This window comes from Oculatella sp. LEGE 06141 (genome assembly GCF_015207605.1).
In the GTDB taxonomy this organism is placed as follows: Bacteria; Cyanobacteriota; Cyanobacteriia; order Elainellales; family Elainellaceae; genus Oculatella.
This window is the reverse complement of sequence record NZ_JADEWO010000024.1, coordinates 73,567-92,335: the sequence shown is the minus strand read 5'-3', so window position 1 is coordinate 92,335 and position 18,769 is coordinate 73,567. Positions and strand designations below refer to the sequence as shown.

The window sequence follows — 18,769 nt, the reverse complement described above, 5'->3', positions numbered from 1 at the left end:
CATTGCCAAGCGGTGGAACCGACCGATTAAAGATTGGAAGGCAGCGTTGTCGCATTTTGCTATCCTATTTCCAGGACGCTTCAATTATTGACGATCTCAAGGCTTACACAAAAATCAAAACACTCTCATTTTGTGGCAATCACCCGATGGCTACTTGTTCCTGTAGCGCCTTAACTTAGGGTGATCACCCTGTTGTGCTGCTGAAGTTCGGGGTTGAGGATCGACGCTCAAGGATATAGTCAGACACATCGTCAGCTTGTTTGGGCTTCACGCCACAACTCCAGTAATTTCTCCAATGCAGGTGCGTCGCCGTACGGAGCGATCGCCAGAGTGCGCTGAAACCGACGTAATGCACCAGCTCGCACCGTGTTCTTAAGGTGGGTATGGACCGCATCGGGGCGCAGGAGCGCGAGTTGCTCTAATCGAATCGGGTGTACAACCACGAGTAAGCCTTGCTTCTCAATGCGCTTGAGGATGGTCGCAGGCTGATCTGTGGCTTGAAGAAATTGTGCTTGCAGGACTTCTGCATCGTCCTGGCAAAGGGTGAGGGCCAGTTGGTTCCCAATTCCGATCGTGCAAGCGATTGACCAGACCTGGGGAACTTGCTCGATCTGCCTGAGCAGTGCTGCGGTTTCGGATTCGATGCCGAGAAGCTTACGGCGCTTAGCATCACCCATTCGATCTGTGCCTGAGCAGTACTGACCCTATTATCGCGGTCTGGTGTCACTTAACAAAGTATCTACGTCGTTAACAAACTAACTGCACAAAGCTGAAAATCTCTGTAACCCTGGTACAACAAGCGCTTCCGGACTTGAGACGAAACCGAGACAGCCAAGGACCAATTTAACAAATTAAGTGCTTGAATTCTGGAGCAGCTTGCAATCCGAGTTGAAACACGCCTCAGATGTCTACTGCTCTCAGGAATTAGCTCAAGCGCAGCCGATCGCTCAACACTCTCCTCCTCCTAAGCGCAAACCAGATCGGCGATCGGCACGAGCCAAACTAGAAGGGGCGGTGCAATTCATTCAGGAACGTAATGAACACCTTGACCATGAGCAGCAGTGGGCCATCACTCAATCGCTCATCGGCACCCTAACTGGAAGCAATATCAGCCTCACTGTCAAACCCTTCTGGTATCAGATTGAATCCACCATCGCTCAATACAACGGCGATCGCTCCCTAGACGAACGACGACAAAACTACGGGCGATCGCACCAACTTCCCCATCTCAAGGAAGAATTCGATACCTGGCTCGATGCTCAACTTCACCGCTAGAAACAAACCAAACCGAAGTTCAATCGCCTCACTGACCCAGCTTTGGGATCGACACTACATTGGTCTGCTCAAGCCTCGATCGATCGCTCAGTAGTCTCCCACAGCTTGGGCGATCGCTGTATCCCTCTTGAAGACCCCGAACCAATCGGTAAGACTCCTGTTTCACTCGCTTTAGGAGTCATTCTCTCAACAATCCTCCCCTCAATCCTTCTCCTAGCAACCCTTTCAACCCCTTCCTCTTAACCTCGTTGCACATCCCGTGGGCGGATCACAGTCATTTATCGCGGTACGCGACAGATGGACTCGACTACTCAAAAACACCCGCAACATAGGCGACTTCACCCACTGGAAAGACCATGATGCTTATCAGAAGGGGTTGAAGCGGTTGTTACGGGATTTGAAGGCTGAGAAACCGCGAATGAATGCAGCAAAGTTTATTACATATTCAGTCTAGACGATTCAAGTATTGTAACAACTCTCTCCACCTCAGTTCGCAAAGTGCCTTCGATAACATCAGCTTTTAAGTAATCTTGTAACGGTCCCAAAACTGAAAGCAACTTATCCCTACGTTCTAATGGTGGGATAAGTTCAATTGCTTTAGTAAAACTCTCATAAGATTCCTTGTAGTGACCAGAGAATAGTAAGGCATCTGCAAGATCAAACTGATACCAATAAGCTTCAGGGTTAGTTGTAACCATATAGCGACACAGATCAATCTGTTTTCTGAAGCCTTCTTGTGCTTGAGCTAGCAGTTCAATATCCCATTTCGATAACAGAACATTTAAGCGAGCTACATTTAGTCCTGAGTAAAGATCGAACGAGTCAAGTTTGTGTGCTTCACTATAGCTTCCGAGAGCTTCTTCTAGAGCTTTCCGATCGTAGGAGTGCGGTGCGCTAGCTATTCCTAACCTTCTAAGAGCACCACCTAGATTACTCCAACTTTCTTTATCTTGTGGAGCAAGACGTACAGCTTCCCTAAGAGCATTAGCTGCAAAATCTGGCTTCATTTGCTTGTTGTAACAAACCCCCAATTCACGATGCACTGAAGCATTGTTCGGGGCTAATCCCCTAGCATGTATCAATGTCTCAATTGCCTCATCGTATCGGCTTAGATCCCGGTATACTTTACCAAGTTCTAATGAAGCATCTATAGATGCTGGATTAATTGTTGCAGCTTGTTCTAACAGCTTTGCTCGATCATTTAGATCAGTTGTAACCATCGCAACGCGGACTAGGTCTTCACCTCTAGCTGTTGTAAGGCGATTTGTCTCAGTACGAAGCTTCTCAAGCTCAAACTTGGGAACAGCAATGATTTCATTATTGAGACGAACAGGGCTATCACATCTATTGGTTCTCAAGCCATCTTCAATAGCTGCCACAATATCATCTACAGCCTTCATGAGGATATCAGGAGTGTAAATAATTGCTCGGTTTGCCCCTACATTGAATCTAAGATCACTCACATTTTGTGAGATTGGGATCGTGACTCCATCGCGTAATGCCCACCTTACACCAAGTTCAAGATAAACGTTGGGATTAGCACCAGTGAGATCTGCAATATAAACGTCTGCATCATATGCTTCACCAAACATTGAGGCATGAATTACTCCCGATTGTGTTTTATCTTTCTCTATGACCAGCTCAACTTTGCGCCCTAATTTTGCTTCAAGCCTATCCACAACTGGCTGAAGGAGGTTTGCTTTTACAGAGCTTGGATCTTTGTAGCTTGCGTTAGATCCCATATCTGTACCAGGCATAGCTACAAAAATTCGCAAAGTATTAGAACTAAACATTAAAATTGCCTCAGCCTCAACTTTGGATTTATTCTATCCAACTCAATAGGGCACTTATGACAATGATATATTTGTTGAATATTTCCCATATCTGAAAACTCCTTTCAGTGTTGGTTGCCTCAAAAAACCTCATCGTTTTTGGCAAGTTTTTGTCATTCTCATATCTTTCACCAGTACATCTGCTTCATGTTTTGACCTCCACTAATTGCAGATCAAGTCCCAATGATTGCAGCAAGGTTCGAGATTGCTCAACTCGAATCAGAAGCAGGCATACAGCTACTTCTGGCAGTAGTGATTGCAGTGCCAGGGCAGCCGCTTTGCCCCAATCGGGTAACTCGGTCGCACTTGTCGACAGGTAAGCCCAATGTGCCAAGATGAAGCTTGTCAGGCATAGAATCAACCAGCGATAAACTCCCATCAGCGTTTGTTGCCCAAATCGATGGCAGCCAAAGCGGTGTTTGATGGTCTTGAAAAAGCCCTCGATGCTCCATCTGCGCCGCCCCACCAGGTAATAGTGCTGCCTTTAAGCGGTCGAGTCGAGAGGACAAAGCGTTTTTCCAATGTGCCGTCCCGCTTCAGGTAAAGCCAGGAGATCGTGACTGAAAACGATAAGCCCTCCAGCCTCACCTGTTGTCCCTTCTTGGCTAAGTCGCACACCTGCCGCCCATCACAGAGTTTGCGGTTGCAGCGCACCTCAACAATGACCGGATAACGGCGCTGGCGCATCGCCTTGAGGAACTCGACACTGCCAAAGGCGGTATCGGCCAGGATGATTACCCGAAAAGCGCGGGTGACTCGCGGTGGTAGGGTGTCAATCAAGCGGATGGCAAGGTTGGCGGCACTCGGTTTCCCTTTGCCACGCCAGACTCGAAACCCCCAAGGCATCCGCAACGAGCCAACAACCAGTTAAAGCACCACTACCTGTAAGCCTCGCTTGCCCTGAAGCAGATGAATCAAATGGGCAAAGGCTTTGAATTTGCCGCATTTCTCCAACGTTGTCAGGTCTACAATCACTTGCAACCAGGGTCGCCGTCCTTTAGCACAGTAGTTCAACAGTTGCTCAATCATCGATTGCCGAACGGCTCGGATCACCTGTCGAGTGAGCCACTGGTAGTGATTGAGACATCGGCTGAGGGCATCAGGGGATTTGAGTGAACTGTGCTGAGGTAAAGGATGACCTTGAGCTTCGAGAAACAGAGCCAACAAGGCTTGCAAGCTATGGCGTTGGTAAGTGGTCGGCATCAAGCCGAGCAGAGTGTAGACTAGCGCTTGGGCGTGTACAAGAATGGGTTCCACTGTTCTTGGAGATTTTTGTTACTTCACGCCCTTGTATCTTGAGAGAGTGGTAGACCGTCCGCCCTTTGGTTTCTCAAAACCGTAGAAAAGCTTGGGTCGCCACACGCCTCGAAGTGCTGAGAACTCGTAGAATCGCCTGGACTTCTCAAGTCCGCATGGAGCAAGGAAGAGCGCAGCCTTCGGCCTATCGTATCTGATGGAGGTCAGGGTCTCATGGAGCAACAGTCGCAATGGGTCGGTATCGATGTCAGTAAAGCAAACTTGGATGTTTATCTTCGACCAAGCGGTAAGCAGTTTCAAGTCAAAAATCAAGTCAGCGGAATGTATTGAACTAATCGAGCAACTGAAATCGTTCAAAATCCATCAAGTGATTTTAGAAGCCACTGGGGGACTGGAACTTGAGGCTGCTCAAGCACTACAAGAACAGGGCTTTGCCATTTCCATTATCAATCCTCGGCAAGCACGAGACTTTGCCAAAGCTAGTGGCAAGTTGGCAAAAACCGATCGAATTGATGCAGCGGTGTTGGCTCACTTTGGGCAAGCCATGCAACCTGCCATTACTGTTTTAGCCAGTGTTAACGAACAAGCCCTACAAGAAGCGGTCACTCGCCGTCGTCAACTGGTCGAGATGTTAACCGCTGAGAAAGAGTAGTCTGCGTGGCACGATGCGACAGAATGTGGATGAGCATGTAGAGTGGTTAGAGAAACGCATTCGTCAACTCGATGATGACATTGAGCAACTCAGTCATGCTCATGAACAGTGGCGATCGCGCATGGCACTGCTGACCAGTGTGCCAGGGATTGGCAAGGTGATTGCCACAACGCTCATCGCTGCTTTACCTGAACTGGGAAAAGTCAGTGACAAACGCATTAGCGCGTTGGTTGGTGTTGCTCCTCTCAACCGAGATAGTGGCAAATACCGGGGTTCTCGCACCATTTGGGGAGGGCGATCGAGTGTTCGTGCTGCACTGTACATGGGAGCACTTGTTGCCGTACAACATAACCCAGTTTTGAAAGCCTTCTACGCTCGGCTTGTGTCACAGGGTAAAGCGAAGAAGGCAGCCTTAACGGCGTGTATACACAAGTTATTACGGATTCTCAATGCCATGATTCGAGATGGTAAACCTTGGCGGCCTCCTACGTTAGCCCCTGAGAAAAATTAACGGTTGATCTGTTTTTAACGGTTTGTTAGTCGAGCGGTTGAGCAAGGCTCTAACAATGATTTAGGGTCAGATCGTTGTGCTGGATTCTTGCCTGCGACGAGATGCCTGTCCGTTGTGTGATCTCATTACAGACTTGACATTTAAGATAATCGCTTTTTTCTCATTGATTGACCCTGAAGGGAAGCGATTCAAATGTACTGGTGAAAGATGTAAGTTTAGGGGAAATGCGCAACATATCCAATTGCCCAACAGAGCCAACATTCCCACCTATCCGTACGGTGGACATCTAAGGTTGTTTTTGCGAGACAGGTTCGAGCGTCCCTTTCTCGCTGCAGGCGACAACTGCTGGTTCTTCAAAACTGCGTAACAACCAAAATAATGTGAGGCTCAACACATATTCTTCACATTTAAGTGATATCACTGATTGAAATCTCGCTAATACTATAGTACTAAATTGATGCAGGGTTTGATTGTCAAGGGGAAGCACCAATGCCTAAGCGAATTTTTATAAGCTTTGCGATAGAAGACAAAACGCTCCGTGATTTTCTTGTTGGTCAAAAACGAAATGACAATATAGATATAGATTTCATTGATTACTCTGTGAAGCAACCATGGGATTCTCAATGGAAAACAAATTGTCGAGTCCGCATCAAAGGTTGTGCAGGTGTTATTGGCATCATTACAAAAAATACTCCTAAGGCGGATGGGCAACTTTGGGAATTGAAGTGTGGATACGACGAAAATAAATCAACATTACTCATACATGGGTACAACGATCCTGATTCTCGACTGAAGGTTAAGCCAAAGGAAATTGAAGGACGACTTATTAATAATTGGACCATAGAAAACATTTCTAAATTTCTTGAAAATTTATAGTTATATGTTAAAAGCGGCTGTTTTAGTTGGAATTAATCAGTACGAGTATGTAAATCCATTGTTTGGATGTGAGAATGATGCGTCATTGATGTTTAAACTTCTCTCCAAACAACATGATGGTACGCCCAATTTCAATTGCCGACTGCTTCTATCATCGGAAACTCAATTGACAACATCAGAATTGCGACGTCACGCAAAAGAGTTATTTTCAAAACCAGACCTTGAAATAGCGTTATTTTACTTCGCAGGGCATGGTGCAAAAACAGATCATGGAAGTTTTTTGGTAAGTCAGGATGGCAATTTTGATGCTGAAGGACTTTTGATGAGCGAGCTTATTACTAAAGCGAACGAGTCATCTGCACGCGAGCGCATTATCATTCTGGATTGTTGCCATGCAGGTGCAATTGATAAATTTTTCAGTGAAACTCAGCGTATTTCTCTGGAACAGGGTACCTCTGTCTTGGCTGCCTGCCGAGATAATGAAACATCTGCTGAGAAGTGTGGACAGGGACTTTTTACCACAAAGATCTGTGATGCACTTGCTGGAGGAGCTGCTGATGTCAGTGGATCTGTGACAGTTGCAAGTATTTATGCTTATGTTGACGAAGTACTATCCCTCTGGGAGCAGCGGCCTCTTTTTAAGGCAAACTTAACAAAACTTACAGCGATTCGTGAAGCAGAACCATCTGTGTCTAAAGACAAGTTACGACGCTTAACAGATTACTTCAAAACCCCTGATTATAAAATTCAGCTTGATCCCTCTTTTGAACCTGATGCAGAGCCACAAAATCCTAAAAACGAAGCTATCTTTGGCGATCTTCAAAGATTTCGTGGTGCTAGGTTAGTTCAACCTGACGAAGAAGAGCACATGTACTATGCCGCAATGAACAGTAAATCTTGTAGTCTCACACCGCTTGGGCGCTTCTATTGGGAGCGAGTAAAGGCAGGTAAGATATGAAGATTGGGTTTACAGGACATCAACAACGACCTGGCATTAATTGGAATTGGGTTAAAGAAGCTATTACGGATGAGCTACGTAAAGTCGAAAAACCATTGATCGGTCTATCATCTCTCGCTAAAGGGGCAGATCAAATATTTGCTGAGTCAGTTCTCACCGAAGGTGGGTCGCTAAGAGTAATAATTCCGACAAAGGATTATGCGAAATATTTTGAAGGTGCTGTACTTGAACGCTACCACTTTCTTATTGAGAAGGCAGAAATTGAGAAGCTCGATAACACAGGTAGTGATCAAGAAGCTTTTATGGCAGCAGGTCAACATATTGTTGACAGTGCCGACAGAATAATCACCGTTTGGGATGGTAAGCCTGCTCAAGGATTGGGAGGGACAGCCGACATTGTGCAATACGCACATATGCAAGGAAAGCATGTCACTCATATAAACCCTATCCTTCGGCAAGTCCTGTATTTTCAATACTGATAAATCAGGAAAGGTTAATCTGTCCAAAAATTCTTGAACCTATTGAGGACTAACTTGGTGTAGCGCATGGTGTGCTAGATGTTCTTGTGCCCCAGATACGCCTGGATTGTCCCGGCACTGTGGACTTTGGCGGTAATAACATCTGAGCAATATCAGCAATCGTTTCCGGCGTTTGTGGCAGCAACGCGGCAGGCGATTCTCGATCGCGCTTGGCTGGCTCTCAGGGCAGAAACAGCAGCTTGATGTTAACCTAAGCAGGAGAGTTGCCCCTCCTGCTTAGGTTAACATTTGCTCTCCGGCACCAATCAACCTGCTGCACTCAGTTCTAACAGCCAACCCGGATCAGCAACATCCGAACCATCAAACTCAACACCGTCCGGCACCACCCCTAACCCTGAAGCCTCAACTTCAGCTCAAGAGCAACCGATCGCTCAACAACCTCCTACTCCTAAGCGCAAACCAGGGCGGCGATCGGCACAAGCCAAACTCGAAGGGGCGGTGCAGTTTATCCAGCAGCGCAACGAGCAGGTTGACCATGAGCAGCAGTGGGCCATTACTCAATCGCTCATCGGCACCCTAACCAGAAGCAATAGTCAGTCTCACTGTCAAACCCTTCTGGCATCAGATTGAATCCACCATCAACCAGTACAACGGCGATCGCTCCCTCGACGAACGACGCCAAAATTACGGGCGATCGCACCAACTTCCCCATCTCAAAGAAGAGTTCGATACCTGGCTCGATGCTCAACTTCACCGCTAGAAACAAACCAAACAGAGGTTCAATTGCCTCACTGACACAGCTTTGGGATCGACGCTACACTGGTCTGCTCAAGTCTCAATCGCTCGCTCAGCAGTCTCCCACAGCTTGGGCGATCGCTGTATCCCTCTTGCAGACCCCCAACCCATCGGTAAGTCGCCTGTTTCACTCACTTTAGGAGTCATTCTCTCAACAATCTTGCTCTCAATCCCTCTCCTAGTCACCCTTTCAACCCCTTCCTCTTAACCTCTTTGCGCATCCCGTGGGCGGATCACAGTCATTTATCGCGGTACGCGACACTTCCTGTTGATCCGCTCGCCACACTCTGAAACCGTCGTGCGGTGTACCCCAAGATAGCTGGCAATCTCGCTTGCTCGCTTGCCTTATTCTCGCAGGCGAATCGCTTGTTGGCGCAAGTAGTCTTGAGTGGTGGAATTGAGTAATCGAGCGTCTGGCTTATTCATACTCTGATTCTACCGATTTGGACTTTCGTCCTGTAGGCTCTTCGGTTGCTGGGTTAATAATCTGTTAACGAGGACAAAAAGCGAGTTAAGCGACAGCATTGATTTGTGACGTTCTAGAACTAACTAAAAGACTTGAATCGGAGCTATTAGTAGAACTAGGAATCATATCTTTGAGAAACAGATACAAATCAAACAAAATGAAGAAAAGAGCTTCTAAATTGAATATCAAATTCCTATGTCAACTTGTCGCTTCAAGGAGAGAAGAATCATTCCTGCTACTGCAAAGCCACTGCCGACCAGGAACGCCACTTCTGGACTCACCGTTTGCCACAACCATCCTGCTAATAAGCTGGCTGGCAACAGGGCAATTCCTATCAGTAAATTGAGAAACCCAAATGCTGTACCTCGAAGATGCTCCGGCACTCGATCCGCTACCATTGCCAGCAAGACTCCTTGAGTCATACCCAGGTACAAGCCATAACTTGTAATCAATAGCCAAACTTGCCAGGGTGATTGAGAAAACGCCAGACCTAGATAGATAAGAGCATTTAAGCCCCAACCTAAAATTAGTAATGTTCTACGGTTAACACGATCGCTCAATGCGCCAATCGGGTAGGCACTCAAGGCATAGCTAAGGTTCATTATCACCAGAACGAGCGGAATATGAGCATCGGGAATCATGACTTGTTTTGCCTTCAGTTGCAAAAACGCTTCACTGGAGTTGCCCAGGTTGAATAGCAGTGCAGCGATCGCTAACCCCCAATAAGCGCTACCTAAGCTTTTCAAGGCTTCAATGTTTAGTGGATTTGCACGTTTTGAAGCAAGATAAGGCTGCCGAGGTTCACGCACACCAATAGCAAGACAGGCCACAGCTAAGACTCCAGGAATCAACGCTACGGCGAAAATGAATCGAAAGCTCTGTCCTGTACTCAGTAACCCAAATGCCACTAATGGTCCTAAAAAAGCACCGATCGTATCCAGAGATTGGCGCAAACCATAGGCAGTGCCCCGATTAGATGCATCGGTTGAATCCGCGACCAAAGCATCTCTAGGCGCAACCCGAATCCCTTTGCCAATGCGATCGCCAACTCGTGCTAACAACACCCACAAGGGGCTACTGGCAATGACAAAGAGCGGTTTCACTACAGTAGAAAGCCCGTAGCCAAAAACAGCTAACTCTTTGCGCCGTTGCCAATAGTCGCTAATCGCTCCCGAAAATATTTTGAGAATCGATGCGGTTGCTTCTGCCGTCCCTTCAATCAAGCCAACCAGAGCAACATCTACACTGAGGGTTGAAACTAGAAATAACGGTAACACTGCGTGAATCATTTCACTGCTGGTGTCATTAAATAAGCTGGTAAGACCCAAGATCCAAACGTTTCGAGGAACTTCTATTCGCGTTGACATACTGATTGAACACAAAGGGCAAAACAGCCACTCTAGCTTATTTGAATGTTGAGGCAGAATAGGCCTTTTCGTAGTATCGGTACCGCAATGAACGCTAAGCTGTCTAGAAACATAGACGAGGCAACGCAATGCTTGTCGGGATGTTTGAAGCGAGCGTGTCACCAAGTGCAATTAGAAATAAACCAAAGCCTGAAACAACGTAAATTCGTTAACCAGTAGAGGCAAATGAGAGATACAAGAGAATCTTTTTGTACAGAAGAATTACTCTCAATCCCTTACTCTGCAATAGTTTCAGCCTAATTGCACTTCATGACAGCTTCGCTCTCATTCCCCCTACAGGCCATCAGCCGATCGCGTTGATCTGTTCACTATTTCTGGGAACGCTGAAGCAGAGCCGCCAGGTTATGGATTAGGTTGCCCGTTGGGATGGTTGAATGAACGGATTTTCAACGGTTATTCTATGACGGTAGCGACAACCATTGGCGTTAGTTTGGTTGGGAATCTAAACGAATCTTGGGGATATGCCTAAACGTCCAGAGTGCAATCGCTGTCGATTCAATGCCAACTCCAGCTATCTAGTCTGTGCAGTTCATCCCAGTGGGCCAGACGGCGATCGCTGCCCTGACTTCCAAGCGGACTTGCAGCTAGAACAGCGTCAAGAGCAAGAAGCATTAGCTTGGTTTACTGATGAGCTAGAGCCTGACAGCAACCCCGATGCTGCCAGTGAGGTTCAATCTCACTGGCAGCCGGAAGGGGCAAGCTACTACAACAGCGAGTTGATCTTTCAGCCAGAGCAACGGTGGTCGATGGAACAAACGCTAGAACTATTAAGCTGGCATCCGTTGTTTACCGGACGTTGCCCTCGCTGTGAAGTCCCTATGCTCCGGAATACAGCTTCAGCCCATTGGGATTGTTCGTGCGGATGGAAGGATGATTCCATCTGAGAGGCGCTAACCGCCTCGTCTTCAATCAAGTTGAGCAGCCTTTTGATACTTGAACTTCAGAGTGATCAAGTGCTAAAAGCAAATCTCCTGATATTGATGGTGCTCTTCCCCGTTAAAGATGTCTTCTATTTCAACAACGGAGCAGGAGACCAGAAAACCCACCCAACTCAAATGAGACGGCTCGTTTTTACAATTACACTGGAGAAGCAAGGAATAGAGAATCGTTACAGGGGATCTCCTCTTGTCTGCTCTCCCCCTTTCCCTACATATACATGTGCATGAGCGTTTCATTATTGTCATTGTTGTTCCCTTCAAGGAGTCTCCCTAATGCAAACTCTAAACCAACCTCCGATCGCAACGGATGCCGCCTTGTCCCAGTTGCAGGAGATTGATGCAGACCTGGCAGGACAAGAAGCTGAGAGCCTGCACCAGTTAGAATCGGTTCAAGCCAAACGGCAGCATCTGCAAGCCGTCATCCACTTATTCTCCTCGGCAACCTCATCTCAAACCGTAGCCACAGGTGAGGAGGCGATCGCCGCTGCCACAGAAACAGTCGAAGCAACGGCTGTTGCCCCCGTTGCAGAACTTGACTCAGCGGTATCGATTCCTGAACCAAGCCATCCCGCTTCAGCAGACCCTTCGCCCCAGCAACCCCAGAAGTCTCGCAAGTCTCGCATTGCTACTGAGCCGACTCAGAAGCGATCGAAGCGATCTCAGTCAAAGACGGGTTCAAAGCAAAACCAGGATATCCAGGACTATCTGCGATCGGAGTTTGAGCAGGTGTCTCTGGCACAGGCCCTCAGCCGTGTTTTACACCAGCAACCGGATGCAGTATTGGGTATTCCAGACATCATTCACTCTATGCTTGAGGACGACACGCCAAAAGCGATCCGCAAGGAAGCGAGCAAACGGCTAGCCACCCTCCTCTCAGTCGGAGTGAAGCAGGACAAATGGTATCGCGGCAAAACAGGCCATTACAGTCTTTCCCAATCTGCTGCTGAGGCTGATATCGCTTCATGAGATTAACCAGCCCCAGTGCTGGATGGTCTACGGTGTCCAAGCCAGCCGATCGCCTCAAAGGTTGTGCTGAGCAGGCGATCTTAGCGTAAATTTGGACTATGCAACAGCAATCTGCGATCGCGGCACAGTCTCCCATTGAATCCCTCCAGGGGGTAGTAGAGCGCATCACCTACCACTCTGAAGAATCGGGCTATAGCGTGGCGCGACTCAAAGCCCCTCGTACCCGTGAGCTGGTGACCATCGTCGGTAGCTTTGCTAATCTCCAAGCAGGCCAAACCCTCCAACTCCAAGGCATCTGGAGAGAGCATCCCAAGTACGGTCAACAATTTCAAGTCACGCAGTACCGGGAAACAAAGCCTGCCACCCTAACAGGCATCGAGAAATATCTAGGCAGCGGTCTCATCAAAGGCGTTGGCCCGGTCACCGCCAAGCGGATTGTGGCACACTTTGGCCTCGACACCCTCGACATCATCGAGCAACACATCGATCGCCTGATTGAAGTGCCCGGTATTGCCAAAAAGCGAGTCAAGCTGATCCAGTCGGCCTGGGCGGTACAGAAGGCGATCAAAGAGGTGATGCTATTCCTCCAAGGACATGGCGTGTCCACCACTTACGCCGTCAAAATCTACAAGCAGTATGGCGATGACTCCATTGCCATCGTCACCCAGAATCCCTATCGCTTAGCTACTGATGTCTATGGCATTGGCTTTGTCACTGCCGATGCGATCGCCCGCCACCTGGGGATTGCTCCGACTTCAGAGTTCCGCTACCGGGCGGGCATCTTACATGTGTTGAGCGAAGCCTCCGAGGAGGGACATTGCTTCTTACCCCAATCCGAACTGGTCACGCGCACCGTTGAGCGCTTAGCATTACCTGACCATCGAATTGACCCTGATGATGTTCTCTGCCTCACCACGGATATGTCGATGGATGAGGAATTGATCCTGCAGGGCGGTAGCGGTGAGTTTGAGGGGCAGTTCCTCTGTTACGCGCCACCCTTCTTCAACTCCGAGCAAGGTTTAGCCAATCGGGTCCAGCATCTATTGACCAACCCCATCACAGTCGATGTCCCACGAGTCGATCGCTGGATCGATCGCTTCACCCAGCAAACCAAGCTTCAGCTATCAGAGCAACAGCGGCAAGCTGTAGTCATGGCAGCCACCCATCGAGTCGTCATTCTCACAGGTGGCCCTGGTGTGGGCAAGTCGTTCACCTGCCGCACCATCGTTGCCCTCTGGAAGGCAATGGGAAAGTCGATCGCTCTGGCCTCTCCCACCGGACGAGCCGCCCAACGCCTCAGCGAGATGACCGGACAAGAAGCCAAGACCATTCATCGCTTGCTGGAGTTTGACCCCAAGAACATGAAGTTCAAGCGAGATCAGCACAACCCGATTCCTGCCGACGCTATTGTGGTCGATGAGTCCTCCATGCTCGATCTGTTCTTAGCTAACTCCCTGATGAAGGCGATCGCTCCTGAGACGCATGTGCTGCTGGTGGGCGATACCGATCAGCTACCCAGTGTAGGGCCAGGGGCGATCTTGCAGGACTTGATGGCCTCTGAACTGATTCCGGTGGTGCGGCTGACTCAGGTCTTCCGACAAGCACAGGAATCGGCCATCATCACCAATGCCCACCGGATTAACCAGGGCACCTTTCCTAGGCTAGAGCCGATCTCGAACACACCGAAAACCGATCTGCTCTGGTTTAACGCCGAAGCACCGGAGCAGGGAGTGGCCGCGATTCGAGATATTGTGGCTCATCTGATTCCCCAATTAGGCTTTGACCCAGCCAAACAGGTACAGGTTCTTTGCCCCATGAGTCGAGGGGAGGTCGGAACTCGAAATCTTAATCAGGTGTTGCAACAGTTAATCAACCCACCCAGTCCGCAGAAGGCAGAAATTACCAGAGGCGGCATGACCCTCAGAGTCGGCGATCGCATCCTGCAACAGAAGAACGACTACAACCGTGAGGTGTTCAATGGAGATTTAGGGGTGATTCAAGGGATTGATCTCGAAGAACAAGCGGTCGAAGCAACCTTTGGCGATCGCACCGTCACGTATGATTATGCTGACCTGAATGAGATTACATTAGCCTTTGCCACCACCATCCATAAATCGCAGGGTAGCGAGTACCCCGTCGTGATTCTGCCCGTGTTCATGCAGCATTACATCATGCTCTCTCGCAATCTACTCTACACGGGCGTCACTCGTGCTCGTCAGTTAGTCGTGTTGGTGGGGGCACAGAAGGCGATCGGCTTGGCTGTTAAACAAGTCAAAGACCAACAGCGATATACTCTGCTAGCCCGTCGTCTCAAGTTAGAATCTGCGATCGGTTGAAGGGCATCGGCATGTACCTTGAATTGACAACCTGATGGGAGTAAAGTTAACGTTCCGCTTCACCCGCCGCTAGTAGCTTCTCGGACTCTAGCCGACCCACTTCATACAGTCGGCGTGCAAGCGGATTGTTATGCCATTGCTACTCGCCCTGTTTTTATCCAATATGCCCAGTCTTCCCGACCCTGACACTGCGCTTGGTTTACTGCGGACTGAATATCATACGGAATCTTCAATAGTTCAACTTGCCAGTCGTCACCTTGCTTTTCAAGCACTGCATAAGACGCGAGTGGTGAGTAATTTTGCATCGCATGATAGCTGGGAACGTCATCATCATATGCAGGTACACCTACACTGCCAGGGTTGATAATCAGTTGCCCCGAAGATAATTGAACTACTCGTGGAATATGACTGTGTCCACATAAAATCACTGGATGACTAATTTCGTCAAGATAGCTCAATATTGCCGCTTCGTCTTTCACAATGGGAAACCCGATGGAAATATCTTCTAGCAGGTAAACCAAATCGCTTGTAGGGATACCATGACAGGCAAAAATCTCCTCGGCGACAACAGTTGTTTTAGGCAATGACTTTAACCACTGGATCGGCTCCTCTCCAAGCTCCTTAAGCATATAGATGAGTGTTAGATGTGATTCATCTCGACTTGGTTCAAATTCATAAATATCTCGATCCTCATTACCTTGAATAGTGATGGCATCGATCGTTTGCAGGAGCGTATACGTCTCAAAGGGCTTGAGGGGACCGTACAACACATCCCCAAGATTGATAAACTGGTCAATCCCTCGGCGTTTCGCATCTTCAAGAACTGCCGTCAATGCCCATAGATTTCCATGAATGTCTGACAAGACTGCGAATTTCAAGTTTATTTCCTCCCTTGCTGAAGCTCTGTTGGCACCAGTTACCACTAATCTACTGAATTATTGAATGCCAGAAGCACAATCGTCGTACTGTCAATTTCTAAACTACCTGGCTTTAGCAAGTATTTAGGCAGGTCTCCCTTCAGAGAATTTGCGGCATAACTATTGATTATACGGAACGATTCTGCCTATCTACCTCGATTAGGAGGATAGACAGAATCGTTCTGCATATCACTCAAAAACAGATGGATAGACGGAATCGTTCTGCATAATATGCCTTCCCAGATAGATAGGTAGAATTTTTCCGCCTATCTTCACAGTGCCCCTTACACAGCTTATAAAACCGCACCTTGACCTCACTTCATCAATCCAAGAATACGCCGAGAGCGATCGCCAACTAATTCATCAGTCAGTCGCTAGACTTAACACTTCAATGACGCGTCACCAAAACGGTGTCACGTCATTGAAATTTACACATCAAGCATCATCAACCAACCAACTCGTCTCTGCTCATTCGATCGCCCCAATTTTACCTATTGACCAAACACACTAGGGGCTTTCGCCCTGTGGAACTGATGTTTCGGCAATGGAGTTCAGTAGAAACGACTTACTAGGTTGAGAGCTAGGGATGAACACCTCCAGGGCAAGGTTCTCCCCGATGCGGTTCAAGAAAGGTGTCCGGGAATTTCCTAAATCACTATCCTGCATAACGCTGAAACCATCCTCAACATAGTTTCGAGGATTGCCCTGCTGAAAACAAAAGCAAAAACACTAGCACTAGCACTACTCCTCAAATCCCAAAGCCTTTTGGACTCGGCTATTCCCTCATTCAGACAACAGCCAATGCACTCATTACATGCTTTTCTGCAATTTGCAACGGAGATCTCTATGTACGCAACGGCACTTCAAGTCTCAGTCGTGTGGCAACGTTACATGGAGGAGACTGAACCAGACGCTCCTTACGCTCAAAAGCTCAAGCAACTTTACGATAAGTTGGGCGAAGAAAGGTTAAGAACTAGCATTCATGCGATTCCCAACAATCCAGAGCAACCTTATGACGAACTGGCAATCAACCTTCCGATTTTGGATGCTTTCTACACTCATCCCCATCTTTTCGAGGAAATTAATCTGGATGATTACAGGGATGCTCCTGAGAATTTGTATGCTGACGGAGAGCGTGCGGTCATCCAAATAGATGGGCAATCATACCGCTATTGGATTGATTCATTGCCTCAATTAACTGGAGAGGCGATCGCTTTTCATTAAACGTCATCCCACGGCGATCGCCTCCTAATAGGTGCGATCGCCTTTTTCATTGCATTCTTCATAGCGATTGAAGAGGGAGGGGCTTTCGCCCCGTTCAGTTGAAGAACTCCGGAGAATCACCAATGAATACTGTTCGTCGTAACTTCTTTGATTCCCCCGAATTTGAGAGCCAGAGTGCTGCTTTCCCTTACATGCAGGTGCTTAACGACCAAGACCCTGACAAATCGGGCTTCTTCCTTACACTTGAGAACGCTGACAAATGCGGCTTCATTCCGGGTGAAGATTGGCGGCCTCACAGCAACTTCTTTCGAAGTGGGGATAGCTCAGAAGGATACATTGCTAGCACTGGACGATTCCTCATCTTGAGACAATCTCCACTGCTCATGTTTGAGCGAGAGGGCGATCGCTTTGTTGACGTTTTCGACAGAGCTAAATATGACAACGCAACGATCGTATTAAAGACCAGATATCTAGTCTACTTGGTAAACCAGCAACGACAGCTTTTGCATGAAAAGCCGTTACAACTGACGACCAAAGGATCATTCTGCGGTGTATTCGGGGAAGTTCATCAGCGATTTCGAGCATTGATGAGTGGAGCTTACAAACAAGCCAACAACAACAACAAAGACAGAAGCGATCGGTTCTTTGCGCTCTCTATCTTGGCCGTTCAACTCTCGCCCAAATTGAAGGGAGGCAAGAAGAAGGCGTGGGTTTGTGATATCTCCAATTTCGCAGAGCCGACTGCTGAGAACTGGCGATCGCTATTTGTTGGGTACGAAGCCTTTAGAGATAGGGTTTTGGAGCAGTTCGATGAATGTGCTGACTTTGGAAATCCCGAAAGGGAAAGGAAAACGCGGAATCGTACCAATACTGTGGATACTGTGGACTACACAGCTTTAGGCACAGAAGATGATCTGCTGGATATAACAGATGAGTACTTCTAAGCCCTGAAACGGGGGCATCTACGACTTTGAAACTCGAATGAATTTCACAAGAGCATTAGCTTTTAGTTAGCCCTATATCCTTGAAGAACAATGTCGAATATTGAAAAAAACATCCAGGTTCAACAAGCACTATCAGATATCCTTCAATGTTTAGAGGCAAATTCTGATCATGAAGTGTTTGTTCCCTTCATCATACAGGGATACATTGCCCTAGCAAAAGCAAATAATACATCTTCTGAAGCAATCCTTCAGGAGCGTTGTGGCAATTCTCAATTCCCCTCGATCGCCCAGTTGCACCACGAAGAGATAATCCCTGAGTGGGAATGGGCATCTCAGTTCGTAAGACAGATTAAACAGGTTAAGCTTGAAAACCCAGACCAAGCTACAGCTATCAGAATCAATATCTCTGATGTATCTGAGTTGGAAGTTGGAGAAGAGGGTTTCATCATTGAAGTGCAAGAGAAGCACAATATGGTAACTTGCGTCTATAAAATTCCAGGGGTTGAACGGGATACTGCTGAGCGAATTGCTCAAATTATCTCGTTGTGCTTCCAAAGCAACGACATTTCTGTAGAAAAAGAGATGGAATGCTCAGAATGCTTCAATCAATGGACTGGTTTGCCAGATTCCGAGTGCCCTGAATGTGGGCTTCAGGCTCAAGTTGCAGACGAACACACAGGCAATGCACTGTAGCGACCAATCAGGACTGGAAGCTGAGTAGAACCAAACCAAAACCAATGCGATCGCCTATTGTGCGATCGCATTGGTTTTCTCTGTGATCCAAACAATAAAGCTGTACGCTACAAAACTCAATTGCTTGGTCAGTAAAGTCTTCAGCTTAGTGTACAACTTTATTTGTTTCTGCATTCCCATCAATTGAGGACTCGCTTATTTCAGTTTTTAGGCTTTCGCCTTG

At 47.8% G+C, this 18,769-nt stretch carries 20 protein-coding genes; 14 read left to right on the top strand and 6 right to left on the bottom strand.

Annotated features, from left to right (window positions below; all coding sequences use genetic code 11):
* Nucleotides 1-251: 251 nt before the first annotated feature.
* On the bottom strand, nucleotides 252-677 hold the full coding sequence (locus tag IQ268_RS17050) for a hypothetical protein (protein ID WP_193881486.1): 426 nt from the start codon (nucleotides 675-677) through the stop codon (nucleotides 252-254).
* 199 nt (nucleotides 678-876) lie between these two features.
* On the opposite strand from IQ268_RS17050, the gene IQ268_RS17045 reads away from it, so the two are divergent.
* Nucleotides 877-1,275 (top strand): hypothetical protein, encoded by a 399-nt coding sequence (locus tag IQ268_RS17045; RefSeq protein ID WP_193881484.1) that lies wholly within the window; start codon nucleotides 877-879, stop codon nucleotides 1,273-1,275.
* Between the two features lie 437 nt (nucleotides 1,276-1,712).
* Here IQ268_RS17045 and IQ268_RS17040 read toward each other — a convergent pair whose 3' ends face one another.
* The 3 genes from IQ268_RS17040 to IQ268_RS32335 all read right to left on the bottom strand — a co-directional run bounded on the left by IQ268_RS17040 (nucleotide 1,713) and on the right by IQ268_RS32335 (nucleotide 4,364).
* Nucleotides 1,713-3,068, bottom strand: coding sequence for a tetratricopeptide repeat-containing protein (locus tag IQ268_RS17040; protein WP_193881481.1), 1,356 nt, complete (start codon nucleotides 3,066-3,068; stop codon nucleotides 1,713-1,715).
* A gap of 417 nt (nucleotides 3,069-3,485) precedes the next feature.
* Entirely contained in the window at nucleotides 3,486-3,953 is a 468-nt protein-coding gene (locus IQ268_RS32340; protein ID WP_228035453.1) for a hypothetical protein, read from the bottom strand.
* A 21-nt stretch (nucleotides 3,954-3,974) separates the two neighbouring features.
* Entirely contained in the window at nucleotides 3,975-4,364 is a 390-nt protein-coding gene (locus IQ268_RS32335; RefSeq protein ID WP_228035452.1) for a hypothetical protein, read from the bottom strand.
* 265 nt (nucleotides 4,365-4,629) lie between these two features.
* On the opposite strand from IQ268_RS32335, the gene IQ268_RS33460 reads away from it, so the two are divergent.
* The 7 genes from IQ268_RS33460 to IQ268_RS17000 all read left to right on the top strand — a co-directional run bounded on the left by IQ268_RS33460 (nucleotide 4,630) and on the right by IQ268_RS17000 (nucleotide 8,775).
* On the top strand, nucleotides 4,630-5,016 hold the full coding sequence (locus IQ268_RS33460; protein WP_370584672.1) for a transposase: 387 nt from the start codon (nucleotides 4,630-4,632) through the stop codon (nucleotides 5,014-5,016).
* 13 nt (nucleotides 5,017-5,029) lie between these two features.
* Nucleotides 5,030-5,527, top strand: coding sequence for an IS110 family transposase (locus tag IQ268_RS33455; RefSeq protein WP_370584671.1), 498 nt, complete (start codon nucleotides 5,030-5,032; stop codon nucleotides 5,525-5,527).
* Nucleotides 5,528-6,016: 489 nt separating this feature from the next.
* Nucleotides 6,017-6,403 carry a hypothetical protein gene (locus IQ268_RS17025; protein WP_193881478.1) on the top strand — a complete coding sequence of 129 codons (387 nt, stop codon included), beginning with the start codon at nucleotides 6,017-6,019 and terminating at the stop codon, nucleotides 6,401-6,403.
* Entirely contained in the window at nucleotides 6,390-7,361 is a 972-nt protein-coding gene (locus IQ268_RS17020) for a caspase family protein (protein ID WP_193881475.1), read from the top strand. Before IQ268_RS17025 ends, IQ268_RS17020 begins: the two co-directional genes overlap by 14 nt.
* Entirely contained in the window at nucleotides 7,358-7,840 is a 483-nt protein-coding gene (locus IQ268_RS17015) for a hypothetical protein (RefSeq protein ID WP_193881472.1), read from the top strand. The genes IQ268_RS17020 and IQ268_RS17015 overlap by 4 nt, the downstream gene beginning before the upstream one ends.
* 288 nt (nucleotides 7,841-8,128) lie before the next feature.
* Nucleotides 8,129-8,470, top strand: coding sequence for a hypothetical protein (locus IQ268_RS17005; protein ID WP_193881465.1), 342 nt, complete (start codon nucleotides 8,129-8,131; stop codon nucleotides 8,468-8,470).
* Nucleotides 8,467-8,775, top strand: coding sequence for a hypothetical protein (locus IQ268_RS17000; protein ID WP_193881462.1), 309 nt, complete (start codon nucleotides 8,467-8,469; stop codon nucleotides 8,773-8,775). The genes IQ268_RS17005 and IQ268_RS17000 overlap by 4 nt, the downstream gene beginning before the upstream one ends.
* Nucleotides 8,776-9,286: 511 nt before the next feature.
* Here IQ268_RS17000 and IQ268_RS16995 read toward each other — a convergent pair.
* Nucleotides 9,287-10,468, bottom strand: coding sequence for an MFS transporter (locus IQ268_RS16995; RefSeq protein WP_193881459.1), 1,182 nt, complete (start codon nucleotides 10,466-10,468; stop codon nucleotides 9,287-9,289).
* Nucleotides 10,469-10,989: 521 nt separating this feature from the next.
* On the opposite strand from IQ268_RS16995, the gene IQ268_RS16990 reads away from it, so the two are divergent.
* From IQ268_RS16990 to IQ268_RS16980, 3 genes are all read left to right on the top strand, one after another.
* Nucleotides 10,990-11,412 (top strand): DUF6464 family protein, encoded by a 423-nt coding sequence (locus tag IQ268_RS16990; RefSeq protein WP_193881456.1) that lies wholly within the window; start codon nucleotides 10,990-10,992, stop codon nucleotides 11,410-11,412.
* A gap of 327 nt (nucleotides 11,413-11,739) precedes the next feature.
* Complete coding sequence (locus IQ268_RS16985) at nucleotides 11,740-12,432, top strand: hypothetical protein (RefSeq protein WP_193881453.1); 693 nt, start codon at nucleotides 11,740-11,742, stop codon at nucleotides 12,430-12,432.
* 98 nt (nucleotides 12,433-12,530) lie between these two features.
* A complete protein-coding gene (locus IQ268_RS16980; RefSeq protein ID WP_193881450.1) occupies nucleotides 12,531-14,768 on the top strand; it encodes an ATP-dependent RecD-like DNA helicase in 2,238 nt (745 codons plus the stop codon).
* A 128-nt stretch (nucleotides 14,769-14,896) separates the two neighbouring features.
* On the opposite strand, the gene IQ268_RS16975 is transcribed toward IQ268_RS16980, so the two are convergent.
* Nucleotides 14,897-15,646, bottom strand: a complete 750-nt coding sequence (locus tag IQ268_RS16975) for a metallophosphoesterase (protein WP_193881447.1) — start codon at nucleotides 15,644-15,646, stop codon at nucleotides 14,897-14,899.
* A gap of 885 nt (nucleotides 15,647-16,531) precedes the next feature.
* Between IQ268_RS16975 and IQ268_RS16970 the strand changes: the two genes are divergently transcribed.
* From IQ268_RS16970 to IQ268_RS16960, 3 genes are all read left to right on the top strand, one after another.
* Nucleotides 16,532-16,909 (top strand): hypothetical protein, encoded by a 378-nt coding sequence (locus IQ268_RS16970; RefSeq protein ID WP_193881444.1) that lies wholly within the window; start codon nucleotides 16,532-16,534, stop codon nucleotides 16,907-16,909.
* A 122-nt stretch (nucleotides 16,910-17,031) separates the two neighbouring features.
* On the top strand, nucleotides 17,032-17,853 hold the full coding sequence (locus tag IQ268_RS16965; protein WP_193881442.1) for a DUF5895 domain-containing protein: 822 nt from the start codon (nucleotides 17,032-17,034) through the stop codon (nucleotides 17,851-17,853).
* A 90-nt stretch (nucleotides 17,854-17,943) separates the two neighbouring features.
* Nucleotides 17,944-18,546 (top strand): hypothetical protein, encoded by a 603-nt coding sequence (locus IQ268_RS16960; protein ID WP_193881439.1) that lies wholly within the window; start codon nucleotides 17,944-17,946, stop codon nucleotides 18,544-18,546.
* The last annotated feature ends 223 nt before the right edge of the window (nucleotides 18,547-18,769 follow it).